The 20,423-nt window shown below is 76.5% G+C and carries 20 protein-coding genes and 1 tRNA gene; 16 read left to right on the top strand and 5 right to left on the bottom strand.

The annotated features are described in order from the left end of the window. Positions 1 to 14 precede the first annotated feature (14 nt). From frr to ITJ85_RS09300, 4 genes are all read left to right on the top strand, one after another. Positions 15 to 536, top strand: coding sequence for a ribosome recycling factor (frr, locus tag ITJ85_RS09315; RefSeq protein ID WP_343233011.1), 522 nt, complete (start codon positions 15 to 17; stop codon positions 534 to 536). 140 nt (positions 537 to 676) lie between these two features. Continuing rightward, positions 677 to 1,327 carry a polyprenyl diphosphate synthase gene (gene uppS, locus ITJ85_RS09310; protein WP_343233010.1) on the top strand — a complete coding sequence of 217 codons (651 nt, stop codon included), beginning with the start codon at positions 677 to 679 and terminating at the stop codon, positions 1,325 to 1,327. Beyond that, positions 1,317 to 2,156, top strand: a complete 840-nt coding sequence (locus ITJ85_RS09305) for a phosphatidate cytidylyltransferase (protein ID WP_217912825.1) — start codon at positions 1,317 to 1,319, stop codon at positions 2,154 to 2,156. Before uppS ends, ITJ85_RS09305 begins: the two co-directional genes overlap by 11 nt. A 49-nt stretch (positions 2,157 to 2,205) precedes the next feature. Next, a complete protein-coding gene (locus ITJ85_RS09300; RefSeq protein WP_217912824.1) occupies positions 2,206 to 3,234 on the top strand; it encodes a M42 family metallopeptidase in 1,029 nt (342 codons plus the stop codon). Positions 3,235 to 3,243: 9 nt separating this feature from the next. On the opposite strand, the gene ITJ85_RS09295 is transcribed toward ITJ85_RS09300, so the two are convergent. After that, positions 3,244 to 4,554: a Vgb family protein gene (locus tag ITJ85_RS09295; protein WP_217912823.1), complete on the bottom strand. Its 1,311-nt coding sequence runs from the start codon at positions 4,552 to 4,554 to the stop codon at positions 3,244 to 3,246. A 310-nt stretch (positions 4,555 to 4,864) separates the two neighbouring features. Here ITJ85_RS09295 and dxr point away from each other — a divergent pair, with 310 nt between their 5' ends. Together dxr and ITJ85_RS09285 are read left to right on the top strand one after the other, a co-directional pair. Then, a complete protein-coding gene (dxr, locus tag ITJ85_RS09290; RefSeq protein ID WP_217912822.1) occupies positions 4,865 to 5,983 on the top strand; it encodes a 1-deoxy-D-xylulose-5-phosphate reductoisomerase in 1,119 nt (372 codons plus the stop codon). Next, positions 5,971 to 7,086 (top strand): M50 family metallopeptidase, encoded by a 1,116-nt coding sequence (locus ITJ85_RS09285; RefSeq protein WP_217912821.1) that lies wholly within the window; start codon positions 5,971 to 5,973, stop codon positions 7,084 to 7,086. Before dxr ends, ITJ85_RS09285 begins: the two co-directional genes overlap by 13 nt. A 37-nt stretch (positions 7,087 to 7,123) precedes the next feature. On the opposite strand, the gene ITJ85_RS09280 is transcribed toward ITJ85_RS09285, so the two are convergent. Both ITJ85_RS09280 and ITJ85_RS09275 read right to left on the bottom strand, forming a co-directional pair. Beyond that, positions 7,124 to 7,486, bottom strand: a complete 363-nt coding sequence (locus tag ITJ85_RS09280) for a nuclear transport factor 2 family protein (protein ID WP_217912820.1) — start codon at positions 7,484 to 7,486, stop codon at positions 7,124 to 7,126. A gap of 44 nt (positions 7,487 to 7,530) precedes the next feature. Next, the gene (locus tag ITJ85_RS09275; RefSeq protein ID WP_217912819.1) at positions 7,531 to 8,586 is read right to left on the bottom strand and encodes a class I SAM-dependent methyltransferase; all 1,056 of its coding nucleotides are present in this window, start codon (positions 8,584 to 8,586) and stop codon (positions 7,531 to 7,533) included. A gap of 142 nt (positions 8,587 to 8,728) precedes the next feature. Between ITJ85_RS09275 and ITJ85_RS09270 the strand changes: the two genes are divergently transcribed. The 3 genes from ITJ85_RS09270 to ispG are packed head-to-tail and all read left to right on the top strand — an operon-like array spanning position 8,729 to position 13,638. Beyond that, positions 8,729 to 11,977, top strand: a complete 3,249-nt coding sequence (locus tag ITJ85_RS09270) for an ATP-binding protein (RefSeq protein WP_217912818.1) — start codon at positions 8,729 to 8,731, stop codon at positions 11,975 to 11,977. A gap of 1 nt (position 11,978) precedes the next feature. Next, a complete protein-coding gene (locus ITJ85_RS09265) occupies positions 11,979 to 12,383 on the top strand; it encodes an SRPBCC family protein (protein ID WP_217912817.1) in 405 nt (134 codons plus the stop codon). A gap of 10 nt (positions 12,384 to 12,393) precedes the next feature. Beyond that, positions 12,394 to 13,638 carry a flavodoxin-dependent (E)-4-hydroxy-3-methylbut-2-enyl-diphosphate synthase gene (gene ispG / locus ITJ85_RS09260; protein WP_217912816.1) on the top strand — a complete coding sequence of 415 codons (1,245 nt, stop codon included), beginning with the start codon at positions 12,394 to 12,396 and terminating at the stop codon, positions 13,636 to 13,638. A gap of 24 nt (positions 13,639 to 13,662) precedes the next feature. Here ispG and proS read toward each other — a convergent pair whose 3' ends face one another. Next, a complete protein-coding gene (gene proS, locus ITJ85_RS09255; RefSeq protein ID WP_217912815.1) occupies positions 13,663 to 15,078 on the bottom strand; it encodes a proline--tRNA ligase in 1,416 nt (471 codons plus the stop codon). A gap of 71 nt (positions 15,079 to 15,149) precedes the next feature. On the opposite strand from proS, the gene ITJ85_RS09250 reads away from it, so the two are divergent. The 7 genes from ITJ85_RS09250 to ppgK all read left to right on the top strand — a co-directional run bounded on the left by ITJ85_RS09250 (position 15,150) and on the right by ppgK (position 18,896). Continuing rightward, positions 15,150 to 15,223, top strand: a tRNA-Pro gene (locus ITJ85_RS09250). Positions 15,224 to 15,483: 260 nt separating this feature from the next. Continuing rightward, entirely contained in the window at positions 15,484 to 16,032 is a 549-nt protein-coding gene (locus ITJ85_RS09245; protein ID WP_217912814.1) for a CDP-alcohol phosphatidyltransferase family protein, read from the top strand. A 52-nt stretch (positions 16,033 to 16,084) separates the two neighbouring features. Then, positions 16,085 to 16,342: an RsiG family protein gene (locus ITJ85_RS09240; protein WP_217912813.1), complete on the top strand. Its 258-nt coding sequence runs from the start codon at positions 16,085 to 16,087 to the stop codon at positions 16,340 to 16,342. 34 nt (positions 16,343 to 16,376) lie between these two features. Then, on the top strand, positions 16,377 to 16,835 hold the full coding sequence (locus ITJ85_RS09235) for an FHA domain-containing protein (RefSeq protein ID WP_217912812.1): 459 nt from the start codon (positions 16,377 to 16,379) through the stop codon (positions 16,833 to 16,835). Continuing rightward, complete coding sequence (ftsR, locus tag ITJ85_RS09230; protein ID WP_217912811.1) at positions 16,832 to 17,554, top strand: transcriptional regulator FtsR; 723 nt, start codon at positions 16,832 to 16,834, stop codon at positions 17,552 to 17,554. The genes ITJ85_RS09235 and ftsR overlap by 4 nt, the downstream gene beginning before the upstream one ends. Continuing rightward, positions 17,551 to 18,099: an adenine phosphoribosyltransferase gene (locus ITJ85_RS09225; RefSeq protein ID WP_217912810.1), complete on the top strand. Its 549-nt coding sequence runs from the start codon at positions 17,551 to 17,553 to the stop codon at positions 18,097 to 18,099. The genes ftsR and ITJ85_RS09225 overlap by 4 nt, the downstream gene beginning before the upstream one ends. After that, positions 18,096 to 18,896, top strand: coding sequence for a polyphosphate--glucose phosphotransferase (gene ppgK / locus ITJ85_RS09220; RefSeq protein ID WP_217912809.1), 801 nt, complete (start codon positions 18,096 to 18,098; stop codon positions 18,894 to 18,896). Before ITJ85_RS09225 ends, ppgK begins: the two co-directional genes overlap by 4 nt. Here ppgK and ITJ85_RS09215 read toward each other — a convergent pair. Beyond that, the gene (locus tag ITJ85_RS09215; protein WP_217912808.1) at positions 18,882 to 20,375 is read right to left on the bottom strand and encodes a carboxypeptidase M32; all 1,494 of its coding nucleotides are present in this window, start codon (positions 20,373 to 20,375) and stop codon (positions 18,882 to 18,884) included. The two genes, ppgK and ITJ85_RS09215, sit on opposite strands and share 15 nt — an antisense overlap. Positions 20,376 to 20,423 lie beyond the last annotated feature (48 nt).

Raw genomic sequence — 20,423 nt, 5'->3', positions numbered from 1 at the left:
ACGCCAAGCGGCGGATGGAGGGCGCGGTGCACGCGCTCCAGAACGAGTTCGCCACGGTGCGCACCGGGCGGGCGTCGACGGCGATCCTCGACCGGGTGACCGTGGACGCCTACGGCACGCGCACCCCGCTCACCCAGCTCGCCACGGTCAACGCCCCCGAGCCGCGCCTGCTGACCGTCGCCCCGTACGACCGCAACATCCTGGGCGCGATCGAGAAGGCGCTGATGGAGGCCGACATCGGCCTGACGCCGAGCAACGACGGCCAGCTCATCCGCCTGCCCGTGCCGCAGCTCACCGAGGAGCGGCGCAAGGAGATGGTGAAGCTCGTCCACAAGATGGCCGAGGAGGCGCGCATAGCCGTCCGCAACGTGCGCCGCGACGTGCTCAACGAGCTGAAGCGCGCCGAGAAGGACGGCGAGCTGTCGCGCGACGAGCTGAGCCGCGGCCAGGACGAGGTGCAGAAGCTGACCGACGCCGAGATCAGGTCGATCGACGACGCGATGGCCCGCAAGGAGGCCGAGGTCCTCGAGGTCTGAGCGGGCCCGCGCCAGCTCGTCGTCGCATGACGCTGCTCACCCGACTGCGCACGGCCCGCACGGTGCTCGGCCTGGGCCGGGTGCTGCGGCCGGAGCGCCCCGCCGGCCTGACGGAGGTCCCCGAGTCCATCGCGATCATCATGGACGGCAACGGGCGCTGGGCGCGTGAGCACCACGTGCCCGTGGGCGCCGGGCACCGCGCCGGCGCGCGGTCGCTCAAGCGGGTGGTGCGGGCGGCGTCCGACTGGGGCGTCAAGGACCTCACGATCTTCTCGTTCTCGACCGAGAACTGGACGCGCCCCGAGGGCGAGGTCGGCGAGCTGATGGGCCTGTTCGGCGAGCTCATCGACCGCGAGCTGCCGGAGCTGCACGAGGAGGGCGTCCGCATGCGCTTCATCGGGCGGCTGCACGAGCTCGACGAGGACCTGCGCGCGCGCATCGCGCGCGCCGAGGCCACGACGGCCGCCAACACCGGCATGCGGCTGTTCGTGGCGATGAACTACGGCGCGCGCGCCGAGATCGTCGACGCGGCGCGCCGGTTCGCCGCCGAGTGCGGCCCCGAGGCGGGGGAGGCCGAGTTCGCGGCCCACCTCTACGCGCCCGACATGCGTGACCCCGAGCTGGTCATCCGCACGAGCGGCGAGCAGCGCCTGTCGAACTTCCTCCTCTGGCAGTGCGCCTACTCCGAGCTGCACTTCTCGCCGCGCCTGTGGCCGGACTTCGGCCCGGAGGACCTCGAGGCGGCCATCGCCGAGTACGGACGGCGCCACCGCCGCTTCGGTGGCCGCTGACCCCCCCGCACCCGCGGGCGGGACCGCGGGCGGCTCCAACCTGGCGGCCCGCGTGGCCGTCGCCATCCCCGGCATCGCCGTGGCCGTCGGCCTGGTGTGGCTCGGCGGCCTCGCCTTCGCCGTCGCGCTGGCGGTGGTCGCGGCCCTCGGGCTCTACGAGCTCTACAGCCTGACCGCCGCCGCCCGGCCGCTGCGCTGGGCGGGGTACCTCGGCACGATCGCCACCGTGCTGCTGGCCTGGGGGGTCGAGGACACCGAGCGCGGCATCGTGCTCGGGCTGGCCGTCAGCCTGCTGCTCACGGCGATCGCCGGCCTGATCCTGGCCCGCCGCGAGGACATCACCGCGCGCATGGCGTCCACCCTGCTCGGGTCGGTCTACCTCGGCCTGCCGTTCGCGCTGCTGGTGGCGATGCGCGACCTGCCGCACGGCGCCGAGGCCATCGTCAACGTGCTCGTGGGCGTGTGGGTGTTCGACAGCGCCTCGTACTTCGGCGGCCGCCTGTGGGGCACGCGTCCGATCGCGCCGCTCACCTCGCCCAAGAAGACGGTCGAGGGCGCGGTCGTGGGCCTGGTCACCGCGACGCTCGCGGTGTGGGTCGCCGGCCTCTACATGGACTGGATCGGCGGGTGGGACTCGCTCGTCCTCGGGCTCGCGATCTGCCCGGCGGCCTTCCTCGGCGACCTGTTCGAGTCGATGCTGAAGCGCGACGTGGGGGCCAAGGACTCGGGCCGCCTGCTGCTGGCCCACGGCGGCGTGCTGGACCGCTTCGACGCGCTGCTGTTCGGCGCCGTCGCCGCGTACTTCGCGACGATCTGGCTCGTCTACTGAGCCCCCGGCGGGGCGGGCGGCGGCCGCCCCCGGCAGGTAGGTTGCCCGCGTGAACCTCGACCTGCTCACCCTCCTCTGCGAGACGCCCGGCGTCTCCGGGCGCGAGGAGCGCATCCGCGAGGTCGTGCGCCGCGAGCTGGAGCCGCACGCCGACGCGATCGAGGTCGACCCGCTCGGCAACCTCGTCGCCCGGCGCGCCGGCCGCGGCGGGCCCCGCCTGATGCTGGCCGCCCACATGGACGAGATCGGCTTCATGGTCACGCACGTCGAGGAGGGCGGCTTCCTCCGCCTCCACGCCCTCGGCGGCCACGACGCGAAGACGCTCACCGCCCAGCGGGTGGTGGTGCACGGGCGCGAGGACCTGCTCGGCGTGCTCGGGGCGAAGGCCGTCCACCTGATGAGCGACGAGGAGAAGCGCCGCCCGCCGAAGCTCGAGGACTACTACGTGGACCTCGGCCTGCCGGCCGAGCGGGTGCGCGAGCTCGTGCGGCCCGGCGACGTCGTCACCCGCCGGCGCACCGTCAGCCGCCTCGGCGACCTCGTCACCTCCAAGAGCCTCGACAACCGCGCGGGCCTCTACGTGATGATCGAGGCCTTCCGGGCCCTGCGCGACCACCACTGCGAGGTGGTCGCGGTGGCGACCGTCCAGGAGGAGGTCGGCATCCGCGGCGCCCGCGTGGCCGCCGCGCGCCTGCGGCCGCGCATCGGCCTGGCCATCGACATCACGCTCGCCAACGACGTGCCCGGCGCCAAGGCGCACGAGAAGATCACGACCCTCGGCGGCGGCGCCGCCGTGAAGGTCTACGACGCGAGCGCCATCGTGCCCGAGGCGCTCGTCGACCACCTGGTCGGGCTCGGCGAGGCGCGCGGCATCCCCACCCAGCTCGAGGTGATGGTGCGCGGCGGCACCGACACCCGCGAGCTGGCGCTGTCGGGCGACGGCGCCGTCGCCGGCTGCGTCTCCATCCCGACGCGCTACGTGCACCAGGTCGTGGAGTCGTGCCACCCGGACGACCTCGACGCCTGCGTCGCCCTCGTGGCGGCCTTCTGCGAGACCGCCCACACGCTGGTCGACTGATTCCCGCCCTCAGGGGCGCAGCACGTGCGCGCGGCGCACCACGGCGGCGCCGCCGGGGAACGGCGCGCTGCCCGGCGCCGGGCGCGGCGCGACCACGGTCCGCAGGCGCAGCAGGCGCCCGCGCGCCAGCGCGCGCGCCCAGGGGCGCGGCAGCGCGACGCTCGCGTGGACGCGCCGGCCGGGGGTGAGCACGAGCCGCCGGGCGACGGCCAGCCGCCGGCCGTGACCCTCCAGGAGCACCCGCGCGCGGCACGCGACCAGCTCGCCGGGCGGGCAGCGCAGCGTCACCCGCGCCGCCCGGCCGCCGCGGACGCGGCGCACGGCGAGCACGACGGGCGCGGCCGGGAACGAGCTGCGCACGCCCGACGGCGTGAGGCGCCCGACGCGCCCGGGCTCGCTCAGCCACAGGTTGCCGTCCGGTCCGGCGGCGATCCGCATCCCGTCCTCGGAGGGCTCGGTGTGCGCCGGGAACACCGTCGCGCCGCCGCCGGACGGCGCGACCCGCGCCACCTCGCCGCCGACCCCGGTCACCCAGAGGGCGCCGTCGGGGCCGGTGGCGATGTCGAGGGGGACCACCCGCCGGGGCAGCGGCACCCGCGTCATCGCGCCGTCGGGCGTGACGCGGCCGACGGCGTTCGGCGCGCGGCCCGCGCCGATCAGCCCGAACCACAGCGCGCCGTCCGGCCCGGCCGTGATGCCGACCGGCACGCCGGCGGCGACGGGGTGCTCGGTCACCTGCCCGTCCGGGCTGACGCGCCCGATGCGCCGGCCGGACGCCGCCGTGAACCAGACGTTCCCGTCGGGGCCCGCCGTGATCCACAGCAGCCCGCTCCCCGGGGCGGTCCCGGCCGCGAACCACGTGACGGCACCGCTCGTGGTGACGCGGCCGATCCGGCCGGCCTCCCGCCGCGCCAGGTCGTCGGCGACGACCCAGAGGTTCCCGTCGGCCCCGGCCGCGATGTCGCCCAGCGGCGGGCCGCCGTCCGCCACCGGGAAGCGGGTCAGCGCGCCGTCCTGCGCGACGCGCCCGACCGCCCGGCGGCGGGTGTCGGTGAACCAGACGGCCCCGTCCGGCGCGGCGGCCACGCCGCCCACCGCGCTGCGCGGCCCGGCCGCGGCGAACGACGAGATCCTGCCGTCGGTCGTGACCCGCCCGATCCGCTCCCCGGCGGCGAACCACATCGCGCCGTCGGGGCCCGCGACGATCCCGGCCCCGGCGGCCGCGCCCGGCACGCCGGCGAGCACCAGGGCCGCCAGGGCGCCGGCCGCGCGCCTCGCCGGGCCCCCGACGGGGCGCCGCCTCGGTGCCATGTCGCCCATCGCCCCTCCTCCGTGTCCGCCTCGGGGATCGGTGCCGATTGTCGCCGACCGCGCGCGCCAAGTGGCGCACCGGGCAAGTGGCGCACCGGGCCCCTCCGGCCGATCGGCGCACGAGGCACGCGCCGGGTGACGTGCCAAGGGGTCCGCGCCGAATGGCGCACGGCGCATGCGCCGAGTGGCGCACGGACGGGGCCGGCGCCAATTGGCGTGCGACGCATGCGCCACTTGGCGCACCCCGGCGGCGAGGGGCGCTCCCGACCCCAACCGCCCCTTAACGGGCCGCGGAGGGCGCCCTCGCTACACTCGCCCGGTGGCACGCGTACTCGTCCTGGGGTCCACCGGATCGATCGGCGTCCAGGCACTCGACGTCATCGACGCGGCGCCGGACCTCGAGGCGGTGGGCCTCGCGTGCGGCCGCGCCGCCGAGGCGATGGCCGCCCAGGCGGCGGCGCGCGGGATCCGTCACACCGCGTGCGCGGCCGGCGGGGGGAGCGTGCCGTTCGACGACGACCTGGCCGCGCTGATCGACGCGAGCGAGCCGGACATCGTGCTGAACGCCCTCGTCGGCGCGGCGGGGCTGCGGCCGACGCTCGCGGCCCTGGAGCGCGGGATCGCGGTCGCGCTCGCCAACAAGGAGTCGCTGGTGGCCGGGGGCGACCTGGTGGCCGCGGTGCGGGCCCGCACGGGCGCGCGCCTGGTGCCGGTGGACTCGGAGCACTCGGCCCTCTTCCAGCTCCTGGAGGGCCTCCCGGCCGAGCGGGTGCGCGCGGCCGTGCTGACCGCGTCGGGCGGGCCGTTCCGCGGCCGCGCCGCGGCGGAGCTCGAGGGCGTCACGCGCGCGGACGCGCTGCGCCATCCGACGTGGGCGATGGGGGAGAAGATCACGATCGACTCGGCGACGCTGATGAACAAGGGCCTCGAGGTGATCGAGGCGCACCACCTGTTCGGCCTGCCGTACGAGCGCATCGAGGTGATCGTGCACCCGCAGTCGCTCGTGCACGCGATGGTGCGCCTGGACGACGGCAGCGTGCTGACCCACTGCGGGCCGCCCGACATGCGGGTGCCGATCGGCCACGCGCTGCGCCACCCGCAGCCGCCGCCGCCGGGCGCGCCGATGGACCTGGTGGGGCGGCGCCTCGACTTCGAGGCGCCCGACGAGGGGGCCTTCCCGTGCCTGGCGCTGGCGCGTGCCGCCGGCGTGGCCGGCGGCACGGCGCCCGCGGTGCTGAACGCCGCCAACGAGGTGGCCGTCGGCGCCTTCCTGGAGGAGCGGATCGGCTTCATGGGCGTCCCGCGCACCGTGGAGGCGGCGCTCGACGCAGTGCCGGCCGCCCCGGCCGACACGCTCGACGCGGTGCTCGACGCCGACGCCCGCGCCCGCGCGGCGGCGCGCGAGGCGATCGAGGGGGTGGCCGCGTGCTCGGCCTGAACATCCTGTGGTTCGCGCTCATCCTCATGGCCCTGGTGCTCATCCACGAGGCCGGCCACATGGTCGTGGCCAAGTGGTGCGGCATGCGCGTGGAGCGCTTCTCGATCTTCTTCGGCCGCCCGATCGCCGCGTTCCGCAAGGGCGAGACCGAGTACGCGATCGGCTGGATCCCGCTCGGGGGCTACGTGAAGATCAGCGGGATGGTCGTGGGCGAGTCCATCGAGGAGGAGCACGCCCACCGCGCCTACTCGGCCAAGCCGGTCTGGAAGCGCGTCGCCACGATCCTCGCCGGTCCGGCGGTCAACATCGTGCTGGCGATCATCGTGTTCGCGGCCATCTTCTGGATCGGGGTCCCCACGGGCACGCCGACCACCCAGGTCGCCGGCGTGGTCCAGGACTCGGCCGCCCAGCAGGCGGGGCTCCGGCCCGGCGACGAGCTGGTCGCCGTGAACGGCGTGCGGGCGGGGGGCGACGCCGAGATCATCCGCCGGGAGCTGCAGTCCGGGACGCCCGGCGACACCGTGCGCCTGACCATCGAGCGCGACGGCCGCACGGTCGAGCGCACCGCCACGCTCCAGGTGCTCGAGGACGCGACCGGCGACCCGCGCACCGACCCCGAGACCGGGCGGCCGCTCGGCGGCCTGGGCTTCACCTTCGGCATCCGCGAGGGGCCGACGCAGCGGCTCGGGCCGGTCGACGGCCTCATCGAGGGATGGGACTTCGCCTGGTTCATCATGAAGACGAACGTCGAGGTGATCGGCGACGCCTTCACCGACAGCGAGGCGCGCGACCAGGTCTCGAGCATCGTCGGCGTCGGGGCCGTGTTCAACGAGGTCGCCGACGACGGCCTCATCACCCTCCTGCGCTTCATCGGCGTCGTGAGCCTGGCGCTCGGCATCTTCAACCTGCTGCCGATCCTGCCGCTCGACGGCGGGCACATCGCGTTCGCGCTGGCCGAGAAGGTGAAGGGCTCGGCCTTCAGCGCCGCGACCTACGGCCGCGCCTCCTTCATCGGCCTGGCGCTCGTGATGCTCGTGTTCGTGATCGCCCTCCAGAACGACATCGGGCGCATCACCGGGGAGGGCTTCCAGATCGACCGCTGAGCCGGGCCCCGGCGAGGGCCCGGCCCGGCGGGGGCGGCTACTCGTCCCAGGCCTGGACGATCGTCTGGCGCGCGATGCGCCGGTCGGCGTCCAGGTCGGCGACGGTCATGCACAGCACGCGCGTGCCGTCGGGGTAGCGGCAGTGCTCGGTGTGGGCGAGCCGGCCGTCGCCCTCCACGTAGTCGCGCACCTCGTGGCTCATCTCGCGCGAGCAGACGTCCGCCAGGTAGGCGGCGATCTCCTCCCGCCCGTGGATCCGCCGCGGCGAGCTCGGCGGCGTCGAGCGGTCGACCACGGTGACCGAGGCGTCCTCGGCGTACAGGCCGGCCAGCGCGGCGGCGTCCCGCCCCTCGACGGCCCTGCGGATGGTCTCGTGCAGGCTGCTCGTGGTGGTGCCCATGACGTGCTCCTCTCGGTTCGCGGGGCGGCCCTCGGCCCGGTGGCCTAGGGGCGCGCCTCCAGGACGATGTTCACGGGGGTCTCGGCGGCGCGGCGCACGCGGGAGAACCCGCCCGCCCGGGCCACCTCGCTGAGCGCGGCCTCGCCCGCCTGGGCGCCAAGCGCGGCCCTGCCCGGCTGGGCCAGCGACGCCGGCGTGCAGATGAGCGTGCTCGCCGCGTAGAACACCCGGCCGACCGGGGTGAGGTTGTCCTCCACCCGGTCGCCGGCCGCGGGCTCGACGATCATCCAGGCCCCGCCGCCGTCCAGCGCGCCGCGCACGTGGCGCGCCACGGCGACCGGGTCGCCCATGTCGTGCAGGCAGTCGAACATGGCGACGAGGTCGTACGAGGAGCCCGGGAACCCGTCCGCGGGCGCCACCTGGAAGTCGACCCGGTCGTCGACCTCGGCGGCCCGCGCGGCCGCGCGGGCGTGCTCGATCGAGGGCCCGTGGAAGTCGAAGCCGGTGAAGCGCGACCCCGGGTACGCCTGGGCCATCAGGATCGTGGACGCGCCGTGACCGCAGCCGACGTCCGCCACGCGGCCGCCGCGCCGCAGCGTCGCCTCGACGCCGTCGAGGGCCGGAAGCCACTCCTCGACCAGGTGCATCGCGTACTGGGGCCGGAAGAAGCGCTCGGTCCCCTCGAAGAGGTCGTGGTGGTGCTCGTGCCAGCCGAACCCGTCGCCGCTGCGGAAGCGCTGCGCCACGTGCGGCACGGCGTCGAGCACCGCCAGCGCGACCTGCGCCGCGCCCGGCACGGTCGGCCCGTCCGGGGCCGCCATCGCGAACGCCACCTCGTCGCTGATCGAGTAGGCGTCGGCGCCGGGGTCGTAGTCCACGTAGCCGCCGGCGGCCATCGCCCGCAGCCACTCGCGGGCGTAGCGCTCCTCCACGCCGGCCTGCCCGGCGAGCCCGGCCGACGTCAGCGGGCCGGCGCCCGCCATCGCCGCCCAGAGCCCGGCGCGCTCGCCGAGCGAGATCAGCCCCACGTCGAGCGCCGCGCCGAGGTCGTCGATCACCTTGCCCATCAGGGCCTCGAGCCGCTCCTGGTCCACCGCCATCGTGTCCTCCCTCCGGTCGCCGTGCTGTCGCGCCCCACCCTCCGGCACGCCCGTGAGCCACCCGTCACGGCGCCCGTCATCGCAGCGTCAAGCCGGGCGGCGCGCGTTGACGGCCCGTCCGCGGCGGGCGCATGATCGGCCCATGCTGCGCGCCCGTCTGTTCGGGGGCCTCGCCGTCTGGGTGGACGACCGGCGGATGCCGGAGATCGGCGGCGTCAAGCCGCGCTCGGTGCTCGCCTACCTCCTGCTGAACCCCGGCCCGCACCCGCGGTCGCGGCTGGCGGGCCGCTTCTGGCCGGACGTGCTCGAGACCAGCGCCCGCGGGTCCCTGCGGAGCGCGCTGTGGGCGATCCGGGCGGCCCTCGACGCGGCCGGCGGGGCGGGCCACCTCGTGGCGGACCGCCTCGCCGTGGCCCTCGATCCCGGGCCCGGCGCGCAGATCGACGCGCTCGAGGTCGCGCGGCTCCTCGACGCGGGCGACCCGGCATCGCTCGAGCGGGCGGTGCTGCTGGGCGCCGAGCCGCTGCTGCCGGACGTGCCGGACGAGTGGGCGATGGAGGCCCAGGAGCGCCACCGCGAGCGGATGATCGAGGCCCTCGCGGCGCTCGCCGCCGCGGCCGAGGCGGCCGGCGACCCCGCCCGGGCGCTCGCGTACACCCGGCGCGCGCTCGACGCCGATCGTCTGCGCGAGCCCTCCCACCGGGCCCTCATGCGCGGCCTGGCGGCGGCCGGCGACCGGGCCGGCGCCCTGGCCGCCTACGCGCGCTGCCGCGACACCCTGGCCACGGAGCTGGGCGTGCCGCCGTCGGCCGCCACCCGCGACCTGGCCGAGGAGATCCGCGCCGGCGCGACCGTCGTCGCGCCGCCGGCCGCCCGCCCCCGCGCGCCGGCGCCGCCCGCGATGGTCGGGCGCGCCGCCGAGCTCGAGCGCCTGCGGGCGGCGTGGCGCGCCGCGGCCGCGGGCGCCGGCGGCGTGGTGCTGCTGGAGGGCGCGGCCGGCGTCGGCAAGAGCCGCCTCGCCGCCGAGCTGGCCGGGCTCGCCGAGCGCGAGGGCCACCTGAGCGCGACCGGCCACGCGCTCGACATCGACGAGGGCCCGCCGTTCGGCCCGTGGGCCGACGCGCTGCGCCAGCTCGTGCGCACGGCCGCCGCGCCGGCGGCGGGGGTGGCGTGGCCCGACGACCTGGCACGCCTCTGCCCGGCCGTCGAGGGCGCGTGGGGGCGGCGCCCCGGCGCGGCGGCGCTCGAGCCCGCCATGGCACAGGCGCGCCTCTTCGAGGCGGTGGCCGAGGCGCTCGACTGGTGCGCCCGCACCGGCCCGGTCCTCGTCGTGCTCGAGGACCTCCACCGCGCCGACCCGTCGAGCCTGGCCCTGCTCGCGCACCTCGCGCTGCCGCTGCGCGGCATCGCGGCGCTCGTGGTGGGGACGGCCCGGACGGCGGCCGGCGGCGACGCGCTGGAGCGCGCGCGCGACGCGCTCGCGCGCCGCGGCGGGCTGGCCGACGAGATCGCGCTCGGCGCCCTGCCCGACGACGACATCCTGCGCATCGTGCGGCGCGAGGCGCCCGGCCTGGCGGAGGAGGTCGCGGCCGCGGTCGCGGCGGCCGCCGACGGCAACCCCCTGCTGGCGCGCCAGGCGGCCCGCGCCGCCGCGGCGGGGGTCGACCCGGAGGACGGCCTCCGCGGCACGGTGCGGGCGCCGCTGGCGCGGCTCTCGCCGCCCGCGCGCGAGCTGGTGGCCGCGGCCGCGGCGGCGGGGCGCGCGCTGACCGTGCACGAGGCGCTCGCGGTGACCGGCGCCGAGCGGCTCGACGAGGCCGCCGCCGAGGGGGTCGCGTGCGGCCTGCTCGACCCGGCGGGCGGGGCGGGCGTCGGCTTCGCGCACGACCTGGTGCGCCGCGCCTGCTACGGCGAGCTGCCGCCGGCCCGCCGGCGGGCGGCGCACGCCCGGCTGGCGGCGATCCTCGGCGACGAGCCCTCGCGCGCCCCGGCCGAGGTCGCCCACCACCTGCGCGCGGCGGGCGACCAGGAGCGGGCCCGCTCGTACCTCGCCGCCGCGGCCGCGTCGGCCCGCGCCCTGGGCGCGCTCGACCAGGCGGCCGGCTTCCTGCGCGAGTCGGCCGCCTCGGCGGCCGAGGCCGGCTCCCCCGCGGCGGCCGGCGAGGCGTGGCTGGGGCTGGCGGAGATCGAGGCGTGGCGCAACGACCGGGCCGCGATGGACGCGGCGTTCGCGCGCGCGCGGGAGGCGATGACGGCCGGCGGCGACGTGCTCGGCCTCGCCAGCGCCCTGGCGGAGCGCGCCCGCTGGCTGCGCACCACGATCTGCTACCCCGACGAGGCGCTGCGCTCGAGCCGCGAGGCGCTCGACCTGCTCGACGACGCCGGGCTGGCGGCGCCGGAGACCCGGCTCCTGGCGCTGGCCGGGCTCGCCTGGGGCGAGGCGGTGGCGGGCGACCCCGCCCGCGCCCGCGAGCTCATCGGGACGGTCGCGGAGGCCCTCGGCACCGGCGACGCCGTGCTGCGCGTGGAGATGCTGCTCGCCGAGAGCTACGCCCTCGTGCGGGCCGGTCACGCCTCCGAGGCGAGCGAGCGGTCGAGCGCGGCGGCCGACGCCGCGGCGGCGGCCGGCCGGCCGGCCCTCGCCCTGGACGCCCGGATGAGCGCCGCCGCCTGCGCCGCCGCCGCCGGGCGCGTGGCCGACGTCCTCGCGATCCTCTCCGAGCCGCCCGACCCGGCGCGCACCGGTCCCGCGCTCGCCTGCCAGTTCTGGGCCGGCCGCGCCTACGCCCTGTCGCGCATCGGCCGGCACGACGATGCGGTCGCGGCGGCCATGGAGGAGATGCGGGTGGCGCGCCGGTTCGGCAACGCCGCGCTGGAGGCCGCCGCCGCGGCGGACGCCGGCCTGACCCTGCTGGCGGGCGGCAGGCACCGCGAGGCCGGCGCGGCGATCGCCGAGGCGCTCGCCTCGCCGGAGGGGCGGGTGCCCCGGGCGATGCTGCGGCTGGCGGCGGCCGAGGCGGCCGTGCTGGCGGGCGACCTGCCGCGCGCCCGCGACCAGCTCGAGCGCTTCCCGTTCGAGCCGGTCCGGCCCGGGGACGACCCGGTGGGGCTCGTCGCGCGCCTCGACCGGGCGACCGGGCTCCTGCGGCTGGCGGAGGGACGCCGGGCGGAGGGCGTCGCCCACCTGGAGGCGGCGGAGTCGCGGCTGTCCCGTGTGGTCGGCGCGGCGCGCCCGCCGGGGGCGACGGGGGAGGAGATCGTGTCGATGATGATCGACCTGGGGCGGCCGCCCGTCGCCGGCCTGAGCGACCACCGCGGCGAGCTGGCCCGGGTGCGGGCCGACCTCGTCCGGGCCCGGGCCGCGGCCGTGGCCGGCGCGGCGGCCCGCTGACGTGCCGGCCTTCACCGAGCGGACGGTCTGCGCCGCGCCGCCCGCGCAGGTGTGGCGGCTCGTGCACGACCCGGAGCGCATGCCCGAGTGGCTGGTCGACACCGAGCGGGTGGAGGGCGGCGACGACGGCACCGTGACCCGCTACCTGCACGGCTGGCCCGACTTCCCGATGCCGACGCGCGTGACCACCCGGGCCGACGGCGCGCGCGTGGTGATCTCGTGCCTCGTCTCCGACATCGACATCCGGGTGGCGCTCGAGCCCCATCCGGCCGGCTGCGCCGTCGAGATGGAGGTCTGCGTGCCCGAGGCGGAGGCGGCGCGCCTGCCGGCGGCGCGACGGCTGGCCGTCGACTCGCTGGCCCGGTTGTCCCGGATCACGTCGGCGGGCGCCGCGGCGCTCGGCTAACCTCAACGGCGTGACCATCCTGCGCCGGCACAGCCACGCCTGCCGCGTCGGCGACGTGCAGATCGGGGGCGGCGCCCCCGTCGTGGTGCAGTCGATGACCAACACCGACACGGCCGACGCCGTGGCCACGGCCGCCCAGGTGGCCGCACTGGCGGAGGCCGGCTCGGAGGTCGTGCGGATCACGGTCAACAACCGCGCCGCGGCGGCCAAGGTGCCCGAGATCCGCGACCGGCTGCGCGACGAGCACGGCGTCGACGTGCCGCTGGTGGGCGACTTCCACTACAACGGCCACACGCTGCTGCGCGAGTTCCCCGAGACGGCCGACGCCCTGGCCAAGTACCGCATCAACCCGGGCAACGTGGGGCGCGGCGCCCGCCACGACGCGAACTTCGCGACGATGGTGCAGGCCGCGATCGACCACCGCCGGCCGGTGCGCATCGGCGTCAACGCCGGCTCGCTCGACCCCGAGCTGCTCGACCGGCTGATGGACGAGAACGGGCGTCGCGACGACCCGCTCACCGCCGACGAGGTGCTGCGCGAGGCGATGGTGCAGAGCGCGCTGACCTCGGCCGCGGCGGCGGAGGAGCTCGGCCTGCCGCCGTACATGATCGTCATCTCCTGCAAGACCAGCCGGCTGCAGGACATGATCGCCGTCTACCGGGAGCTGGGCGCCCGCTGCAGCTACCCGCTGCACCTGGGCCTCACCGAGGCCGGCATGGGCGTGAAGGGCATCGTGTCGACCACGGCCGCGCTGGCCGTGCTGCTGCAGGACGGCGTCGGCGACACGATCCGGGCCAGCCTGACCCCCGAGCCGGGCGGCGACCGCTCCACGGAGGTGCGCGTCTGCCGCGAGCTGCTGCAGAGCCTCGGCCTGCGCGCCTTCCGGCCCCAGGTGACGGCCTGCCCGGGGTGCGGCCGCACCACGAGCACCGTGTTCCAGGAGCTCGCCCAGACGATCGAGCGCCACCTCGACGAGCGGATGCGCATCTGGCGCGTCGAGCGGCCCGGCGCCGCCGAGCTGAAGGTGGCCGTGATGGGCTGCATCGTCAACGGGCCGGGGGAGAGCCGCGCCGCCGACATCGGCATCAGCCTGCCCGGCACCGGCGAGCAGCCGCGGGCGCCCGTGTACGTGGACGGGGAGAAGGCCACGACGCTCGAGGGCCCCACGCTGGCCCAGGACTTCATCCGGATGGTCGAGGACTACGTCGAGGCGCGCTTCCCGCGCGCCGGCGCCGAGGCGCTCAGCCGCTCCTAGGGCCGCGCGACGGGCCGGGCGGGCTCAGTAGGCGCGCGCGACGATCGCCCGCAGGTCCCGCGGGTCGTCGCCGGGCACCGTGCCCTCGGCCGTCTGCAGGCAGCGCACGGTGATCGCGTGCTCGGCCAGGCGGTCCTCGCCGTCGTCGCCCACCCGGTCCCAGGGGATGCGGGCGAAGCCGGTGCGCGCCGCCTCGATGGCCTCGTCGATCGAGCCGACGTCCGCCGTGCGCGAGTCGCGGAACGCCGTCGCCTCGCGCAGCAGGGTGTCCTGGATCTCCTCCAGCAGCGCCGGGACGGCCGTCGCGAGCCCGGCCGCGGGAACGGTCTCCTTCGTGCGGGCGTCGCGGCGGGCGAGGGTGACGGCGCCCTCGGCCAGGTCGCGCGGGCCGATCTCGACCCGCACCGGCACGCCCTTCAGCTCCCAGTCGGTGACGCGCCGGCCGAAGCCGGTCGAGGTCTGGTCGTCGACCCGCGCACGGACGCCGGCCGCGGCCAGCTCCTCCGCCACCCGGCGCGCCTCCGCCGAGACCGCGCCCGCGTCGTCGTCGCGCACGACCATCACGACCGCCTGGACATGCGCCACCCGGGGCGGCACCCGCAGGCCGTGGTCGTCGCCGTGGCACATGATGAGGCCGCCGATCATGCGGGTGGTCGTGCCCCACGAGGTCGTCCAGCAGTGCTGGAGCGTGCCCGAGTCGTCGAGGTAGTCCATCCCGAAGGCGCGGGCGAAGTTCTGGCCCAGCTCGTGGCTCGTGCCCATCTGCAGGGCCTTGCCGTCGCCCATCATGGCCTCGCAGGTCATGGTGTTGGTCGCGCCGGCGAAGCGCTCCCGCGCCGTCTTCGCGCCCACCAGCACCGGCACGGCGAGCATGTCGGTCATGAAGCCGCGGTAGACGTCGAGCAGGATGCGCCGGGCGTAGGCGGCGGCGTCCTCCCGGGTGGCGTGGGCGGTGTGGCCCTCCTGCCAGAGGAACTCCGTCGTGCGCAGGAAGGTGCGCGGCCGCAGCTCCCAGCGCACCACGTTGGCCCACTGGTTCAGCAGCAGCGGCAGGTCGCGGTACGACTGCACCCACTTCGCCATCAGCTCGCCGAACAGCGTCTCCGACGTGGGCCGCACCACGAGCGGCTCCTCGAGCTCCTTGCCGCCCGCGACGGTCACCACCGCCAGCTCCGGGCTGAAGCCCTCCACGTGCTCGGCCTCGCGCCGCAGGTACGACTCGGGGATGAAGAGCGGCAGGTAGACGTTCTCGGCCCCGCACGCCTTGATGCGGCGGTCCATGTCGGCCTGCATCCGCTCCCAGATGCCGTACGCGTAGGGGCGGATCACCATCGTCCCGCGCGCCGCGCCGTTCTCCGCGAGCTCCGCCTTGGCGATGACGTCCTGGTACCACTGCGGGAAGTCCTCGCTGCGCGAGGCGAGAATCGGTGCCTTTGCCATCGGCGCCGGATGCTACCGGCCCCGGCCCGGCACGACAGTGGCGGCGAGCTGCGGTAGAGTGAGGCGCGACTCGGGGCGTGGCGCAGTCTGGTAGCGCACCCGGCTGGGGGCCGGGCGGTCGGAGGTTCAAATCCTCTCGCCCCGATCGATGTCCCCCCGTTGACGGAGCCGCCGGCTCCTCCGGGGGCTCGCGGGTGGCGACGGCGCCGCGTTCGGCGTCCGGGTCGCCGCTGTCGGGGGATGCGCCACTTGGCGCACGCCGATCGCGCCAAGTGGCGCACTCCGCACCCCGCACCGCCCCCGGGGGCGCGCCGCCGCCGTCGTCGGCGATGATGCCGCCCCGTGGACGCGCCCCCAGCACCCGAGCGACATCCGCCTGCCGGCAGGCGATCGCGGCTGCGCTGGGTGCCGAACGCGCTCACCGTCGCCCGCCTCGCCTCGCTCCCGGTGCTGGTGGCGATCCTCTGGCGCGCCGAGGGCCCCACGGCCCCCTGGGCGGCGCTGCTGTTCGGCGTGGTCGGCGCGACGGACCTGCTCGACGGGTGGCTCGCGCGCCGGCTGCGCGCGGAGTCGCGCTTCGGCCGGATCGCGGACCCCCTCGCGGACCGGCTGCTGGTGCTGGTGGGGCTGGTGGGGGTGATCCTGCTCGGCCGCATCCACCCGGCGGGGCCGGCGCTGATCATCGCCCGCGACCTGGTGATCATGGCGGGCTTCGCGCTGCTGCTGCGGCGGGGGGTCGAGATGCGGGTGGACTTCGCCGGGAAGGTCTCGTCGGCGCTCGCGATGGCGGGGGCGGGCGGGGCGATCCTGCTCGACGCGCTCTGGGTGGACGTGCTGTTCTGGGCCGCGGTCGCCATGAGCCTCGGCACGCTCGCCCACTACGCGGTGATCGCTGCGCGCCGGTTGCGGGCGGCGCGGGGGGCGCCGGCGGAGGCTCCCTCGACCCGCCCCTGAGGGTTGGCCGCGGCGCCCGCTACACTGGGCGTTCACCGGAGGAGGAGCCTCGATGGACGCCCAGCCCGACCTCAGCCAGCTCTCGGACGGCGAGCTGAAGGACCTGATCCGCCAGCTGATCGACGAGGAGCGGGAGATCTCCATGCAGCGGCGCGTGCTGCACGGGCGGATCGACCTCCTGCGGAGCGAGCTGGTCCGGCGCCTGAAGGGCGAGGACGAGCAGGCCCTGTCGGTGGTCGACGTGGACCGGCTGAGCCAGATCCTGGCCGGGCGCTTCCGCGACATGGAGCTGCTCGAGGACGAGCGCTAGCGGGCACGGGGCGCGTCGAGGCGGGGAGGGCTGCGTGTATTGCCCCGAATGCGGGTTCCATCAGAGCGAGGCGCACAAGTACTGCGGCCGCTGCGGCGCGCTGCTGATCGTGGAGAACCAGGGCACCGGCGAGATCACCGGGCCGCTGGCGATCAGCGACGAGCAGGCCGAGACCGGCGCCTGGCAGGGCCCGTCGGTCCAGGGGCCGACGCTGGCGGTGCGCTCGGGCGGCCCGCCCGGCGCGGTCTTCACGCTCGACGAGGACACCGTCACGATCGGCCGTGAGCCGTCGGCGCACGTCTTCCTCGACGACGTCACCGTCTCGCGCAACCACGCGGTCATCCGCCGCGTGGGCGGGCGCACGGCGCTGCGGGACCTGGGCAGCCTCAACGGCACCTACGTCAACCGCCGGCGCATCGAGGAGGAGGAGCTGCTCGAGGACGGCGACGAGCTGCAGATCGGGAAGTTCCGACTGACGTACCTCGCAGGGTGAACGAGCCGACCCTCCTGCCGGACGACGACGCCGACGGGGGCGGCAAGGCCCTCACGATCGGCGCCGTCTGCGACCTGCTCCGCGAGGACCACCCGTCGATCACGATCTCGAAGATCCGGTACCTCGAGGACCAGAAGCTGATCTCGCCGAAGCGCACGGCGGGCGGCTACCGGCTCTACACGCCGCTCGAGGTCGAGCGCCTGCGCACGATCCTGCGCCTGCAGCGCGACGAGTTCCTGCCGCTGCGGGTGATCCGCCAGGAGCTCGAGTCGTCCACCACCGGCGCGTTCAGCGTCGCCAACCAGGCGAAGCAGCTCAAGCGCGCCCAGCTCGCCGAGCCGCCGCCCACCCGCCGGTACACGGGCGAGGAGATCGCGAGCACCACCGGGGCCCCGCCGACGCTGGTGCGCCAGCTGCAGGAGTACGGCCTGATCGGCGAGCGCGCGGGCGACGCCTTCGACGAGACCGACCGCGAGGTGGTGCAGACGGCGCTCGAGCTGTCCAGCTACGGCGTGGAGCCGCGCCACCTGCGCATCTTCCGCGTCGCGGCCGAGCGCGAGGCGGGCCTGCTGCAGCAGCTGCTCACCACCGGCCTGCGCTCGCGCAACCCGGAGCGGCGGCGCGAGGCGCTCGAGGCGCTGGAGAACCTCGCCGCGCTCGCCTCGCACATGCGGCACCTGATGCTGATCTCCGAGCTGCGGCAGATCGCCAGCCCGTGAGCGCGGAGGCCTTCGACCTCGACGCGGCGATCCGCAAGATCCCGGACCACCCGCAGCCCGGGATCCTGTTCTACGACCTGATGCCGCTCTTCCAGAGCGCCGAGGGGCTCGCCGCCGGCGTCGCCCGCATCGCCGGGTGGGCGCGGGCCCTGGAGCCCGACATCGTGGTGGGCGTCGAGGCGCGCGGCTTCGTGATGGGCGGCGCGCTGGCGGCCGAGCTCGGCGTGGGCTTCGCGGCGGCGCGCAAGCCGGGGAAGCTGCCCTGGGAGACGGTGCGCCAGTCGTACGAGCTCGAGTACGGCACCGACTCGCTGGAGCTGCACCGCGACGCGGTGCGGCCCGGCATGCGCGTGCTGGTGCACGACGACCTGCTCGCCACCGGCGGCACCGCGCTGGCGGTGTGCCGGCTGATCGAGGCCCTCGGCGGCGAGGTCGCGGGCGTCGGCGTGGTCGCCGAGCTCACCTTCCTGCCGGGCCGCAGCACGCTCGCCGGCTACGAGGTGTGCTCGCTGGTGCGCTACGACACGGAGAGCGTGCCCGCGTGAGGGGGCTGATCGGGGTCGACATCGGCGGCTCCGGCATCAAGGCGGGCGTCGTCGACGCCCGCCGCGGGGCGCTGATCGGCGAGCGCGTGCGGGTGCTCACGCCGCAGCCGGCCGTGCCGGAGGCCGTCGTGGCCGCCACCGCCGAGGTCGTGGCCGGCCTGCCGCGGGACGGCGGCCCGGTCGGCATCGGCGTGCCGGGCCCGATCGTCGGCGGCGTGGTGACCGCCGCGGCCAACATCGACGCCACCTGGATCGGCGTGCCCGCGGCCGAGATGTTCTCCGAGGCGATCGGCCGCCCGTGCGTCGTGCTCAACGACGCCGACGCGGCGGGCATCGCGGAGATGCGCTTCGGGGCCGGCCGGGGCGTGACGGGGGTCGTGCTGGTGCTCACCCTCGGCACCGGCATCGGCTCGGCGCTGTTCAGCGACGGCGTGCTGGTGCCCAACACCGAGCTGGGCCACATCGAGATCCGCGGCAAGGACGCCGAGCTGCGCGCCTCGGCGGGCGCGCGCACCCGGCGCGGGCTGTCGTGGGCCAAGTGGGCGCCCCTGCTCGACGAGTACCTGCACCGGGTGGACCAGCTGATCTGGCCGGACCTCGTGATCCTCGGCGGCGGCATCTCGCGCAAGGCGGACAGGTTCGTGCCGCGCCTCACGGCCCGCCCGCCGATCGTGCCGGCGGCGCTGCGCAACGAGGCGGGCATCGTGGGGGCGGGGCTGCGGGCGCGTGCGCTGCTGGACCCGCCGCGCCGCCGCGCGGCCGCCGGGCGCGGGCCGGCGGCCTCAGCCGTGCGCTAGGGCCGCCCGCTCCAGGTGCGCCACGAGCGCGTCGGGGCCGAGCTCGACCCCGGTGGCGCGGCGCATGAGCTCGTCGGTGGGCAGGCGGGCGCCGTGGCGGTGCACCCGCTCGCGCATGAAGGCCAGGATGGCGTCGAGGCGCCCGGCCGCGACCAGGTCCTCGATCGAGCCGAGCTCGGCCTCGAGGGCGTCGGCGAGCTGGGCCGAGTACAGGTTGCCGAGGGTGTAGGTGGGGAAGTAGCCCACGAGCCCGTCGGCCCAGTGGATGTCCTGCATCACGCCGAGCGCGTCGGTGGGCGGGCGGATGCCGAGCAGCTCCTGCATGCCGTCGGCGAAGGCGCCGGGCAGGTCGGCCACGGCCAGGTCGCCGCGCACGAGGGCCAGCTCGAGCCCGAAGCGCAGCACGATGTGCAGGTTGTAGGTGACCTCGTCGGCCTCGACCCGGATGAGCGACGGCCGCACCGTGCGCCCCGCGGCGTGCAGCATGTGGGCGTCGATGCCGGCCATCGGGGCCGGCAGGTGGCGCCGCATGACCGGCTCGAGGGTCTCCCAGAAGGCCAGCGTGCGGCCGACCTGGTTCTCCCAGAAGCGCGACTGCGACTCGTGTGCGCCGAGCGAGGGCGCGTCGTGCACCGGCGTGCGGGCCGCGGCGGCCGGGAAGCCCTGCTCGTAGAGGGCGTGGCCCAGCTCGTGCATCGCGGCGCTGATCGCGCCGATCGGGGTGTCGGGGAGCGCCCGGGTGGTGAGGCGCACGTCCCCCCGGTGCGGCGACGAGGTGAAGGGGTGGAGCGACCTGGCGACCACCCCGCCCGACATGTCGAACCCGACCATGCGGGCGACCTCGTGCACCACCGCCATCTGGCCCTCCTCGGGCCAGTCGCGGCGGGGCAGGTCGACCGGCGGCCGCTCCGCCGCGGCCGCCACGAGCGGCGCCAGCGCCTCGCGCAGCCCCGCGAACACCGGCTCGAGCACCGCGGCACGCGCGCCGGGCTCGTACTCGTCGAGCAGCGCGTCGTAGGGCTCGTCGCCGACCTCCACGGCCTCGGCCTCGCGCCGCTTGAGCCCGATCACCGTGGCGAGCGGGCCCGCGTAGGCCGCGAAGTCGTCCCGCTCGCGCGCCTCGGCCCAGGCGACCACGCACCGCGAGCACGCCTCGCTGATCTCGCGCACGAGCGCCTCGGGGATGCGCAGCGCCCGCTCCCGCTCGCGCGTCGCCAGCCGGACGGCCGCCCGCGCGTCCTCGTCGAGCTCCGCGTCCACGGCCAGCGCGGCGAGCGCCTCGCCGGCGTCCGGCCGCACCAGCTCCCGATGGCGCAGCGCCGCCAGCGTGCCCATCTGCAGCGCGCGGGCCTCGGAGCCCGCCGGCGGCATCAGCGTCTCGCGGTCCCAGCCCAGCAGCCCGGCGGCGCCGGCGAGGTCGGCGAGCGTCCCCATCCACTCGGACGCGAGGGCCCACTCGGGTGACGATCGCCCCGGCACGCCGGTGATGATAGTGGCGCGGCCGCCGCGCGGCGGCGGCGTATCCTC

The sequence above is a fragment of the Miltoncostaea marina genome (assembly GCF_018141525.1).
Classification (GTDB): Bacteria; Actinomycetota; Thermoleophilia; order Miltoncostaeales; family Miltoncostaeaceae; genus Miltoncostaea; species Miltoncostaea marina.
The sequence above is the reverse complement of the archived record's forward strand: the minus strand, read 5'-3'. Positions and strand labels throughout refer to the sequence as shown.

Excerpts from the sequence above, each read along its gene's own strand:
- ITJ85_RS09280 (WP_217912820.1), bottom strand. The coding sequence starts at position 7,486 with ATGGGCACCACCACGAGCAGCCTGCACGAGACCATCCGCAGGGCCGTC.
- uppS (WP_343233010.1), top strand. The coding sequence starts at position 677 with ATGGACGGCAACGGGCGCTGGGCGCGTGAGCACCACGTGCCCGTGGGC.
- ITJ85_RS09240 (WP_217912813.1), top strand. The coding sequence starts at position 16,085 with ATGGACGCCCAGCCCGACCTCAGCCAGCTCTCGGACGGCGAGCTGAAG.
- frr (WP_343233011.1), top strand. The coding sequence starts at position 15 with ATGGAGGGCGCGGTGCACGCGCTCCAGAACGAGTTCGCCACGGTGCGC.
- ITJ85_RS09270 (WP_217912818.1), top strand. The coding sequence starts at position 8,729 with ATGCTGCGCGCCCGTCTGTTCGGGGGCCTCGCCGTCTGGGTGGACGAC.
- ITJ85_RS09295 (WP_217912823.1), bottom strand. The coding sequence starts at position 4,554 with ATGGGCGACATGGCACCGAGGCGGCGCCCCGTCGGGGGCCCGGCGAGG.
- proS (WP_217912815.1), bottom strand. The coding sequence starts at position 15,078 with ATGGCAAAGGCACCGATTCTCGCCTCGCGCAGCGAGGACTTCCCGCAG.
- ITJ85_RS09275 (WP_217912819.1), bottom strand. The coding sequence starts at position 8,586 with ATGGCGGTGGACCAGGAGCGGCTCGAGGCCCTGATGGGCAAGGTGATC.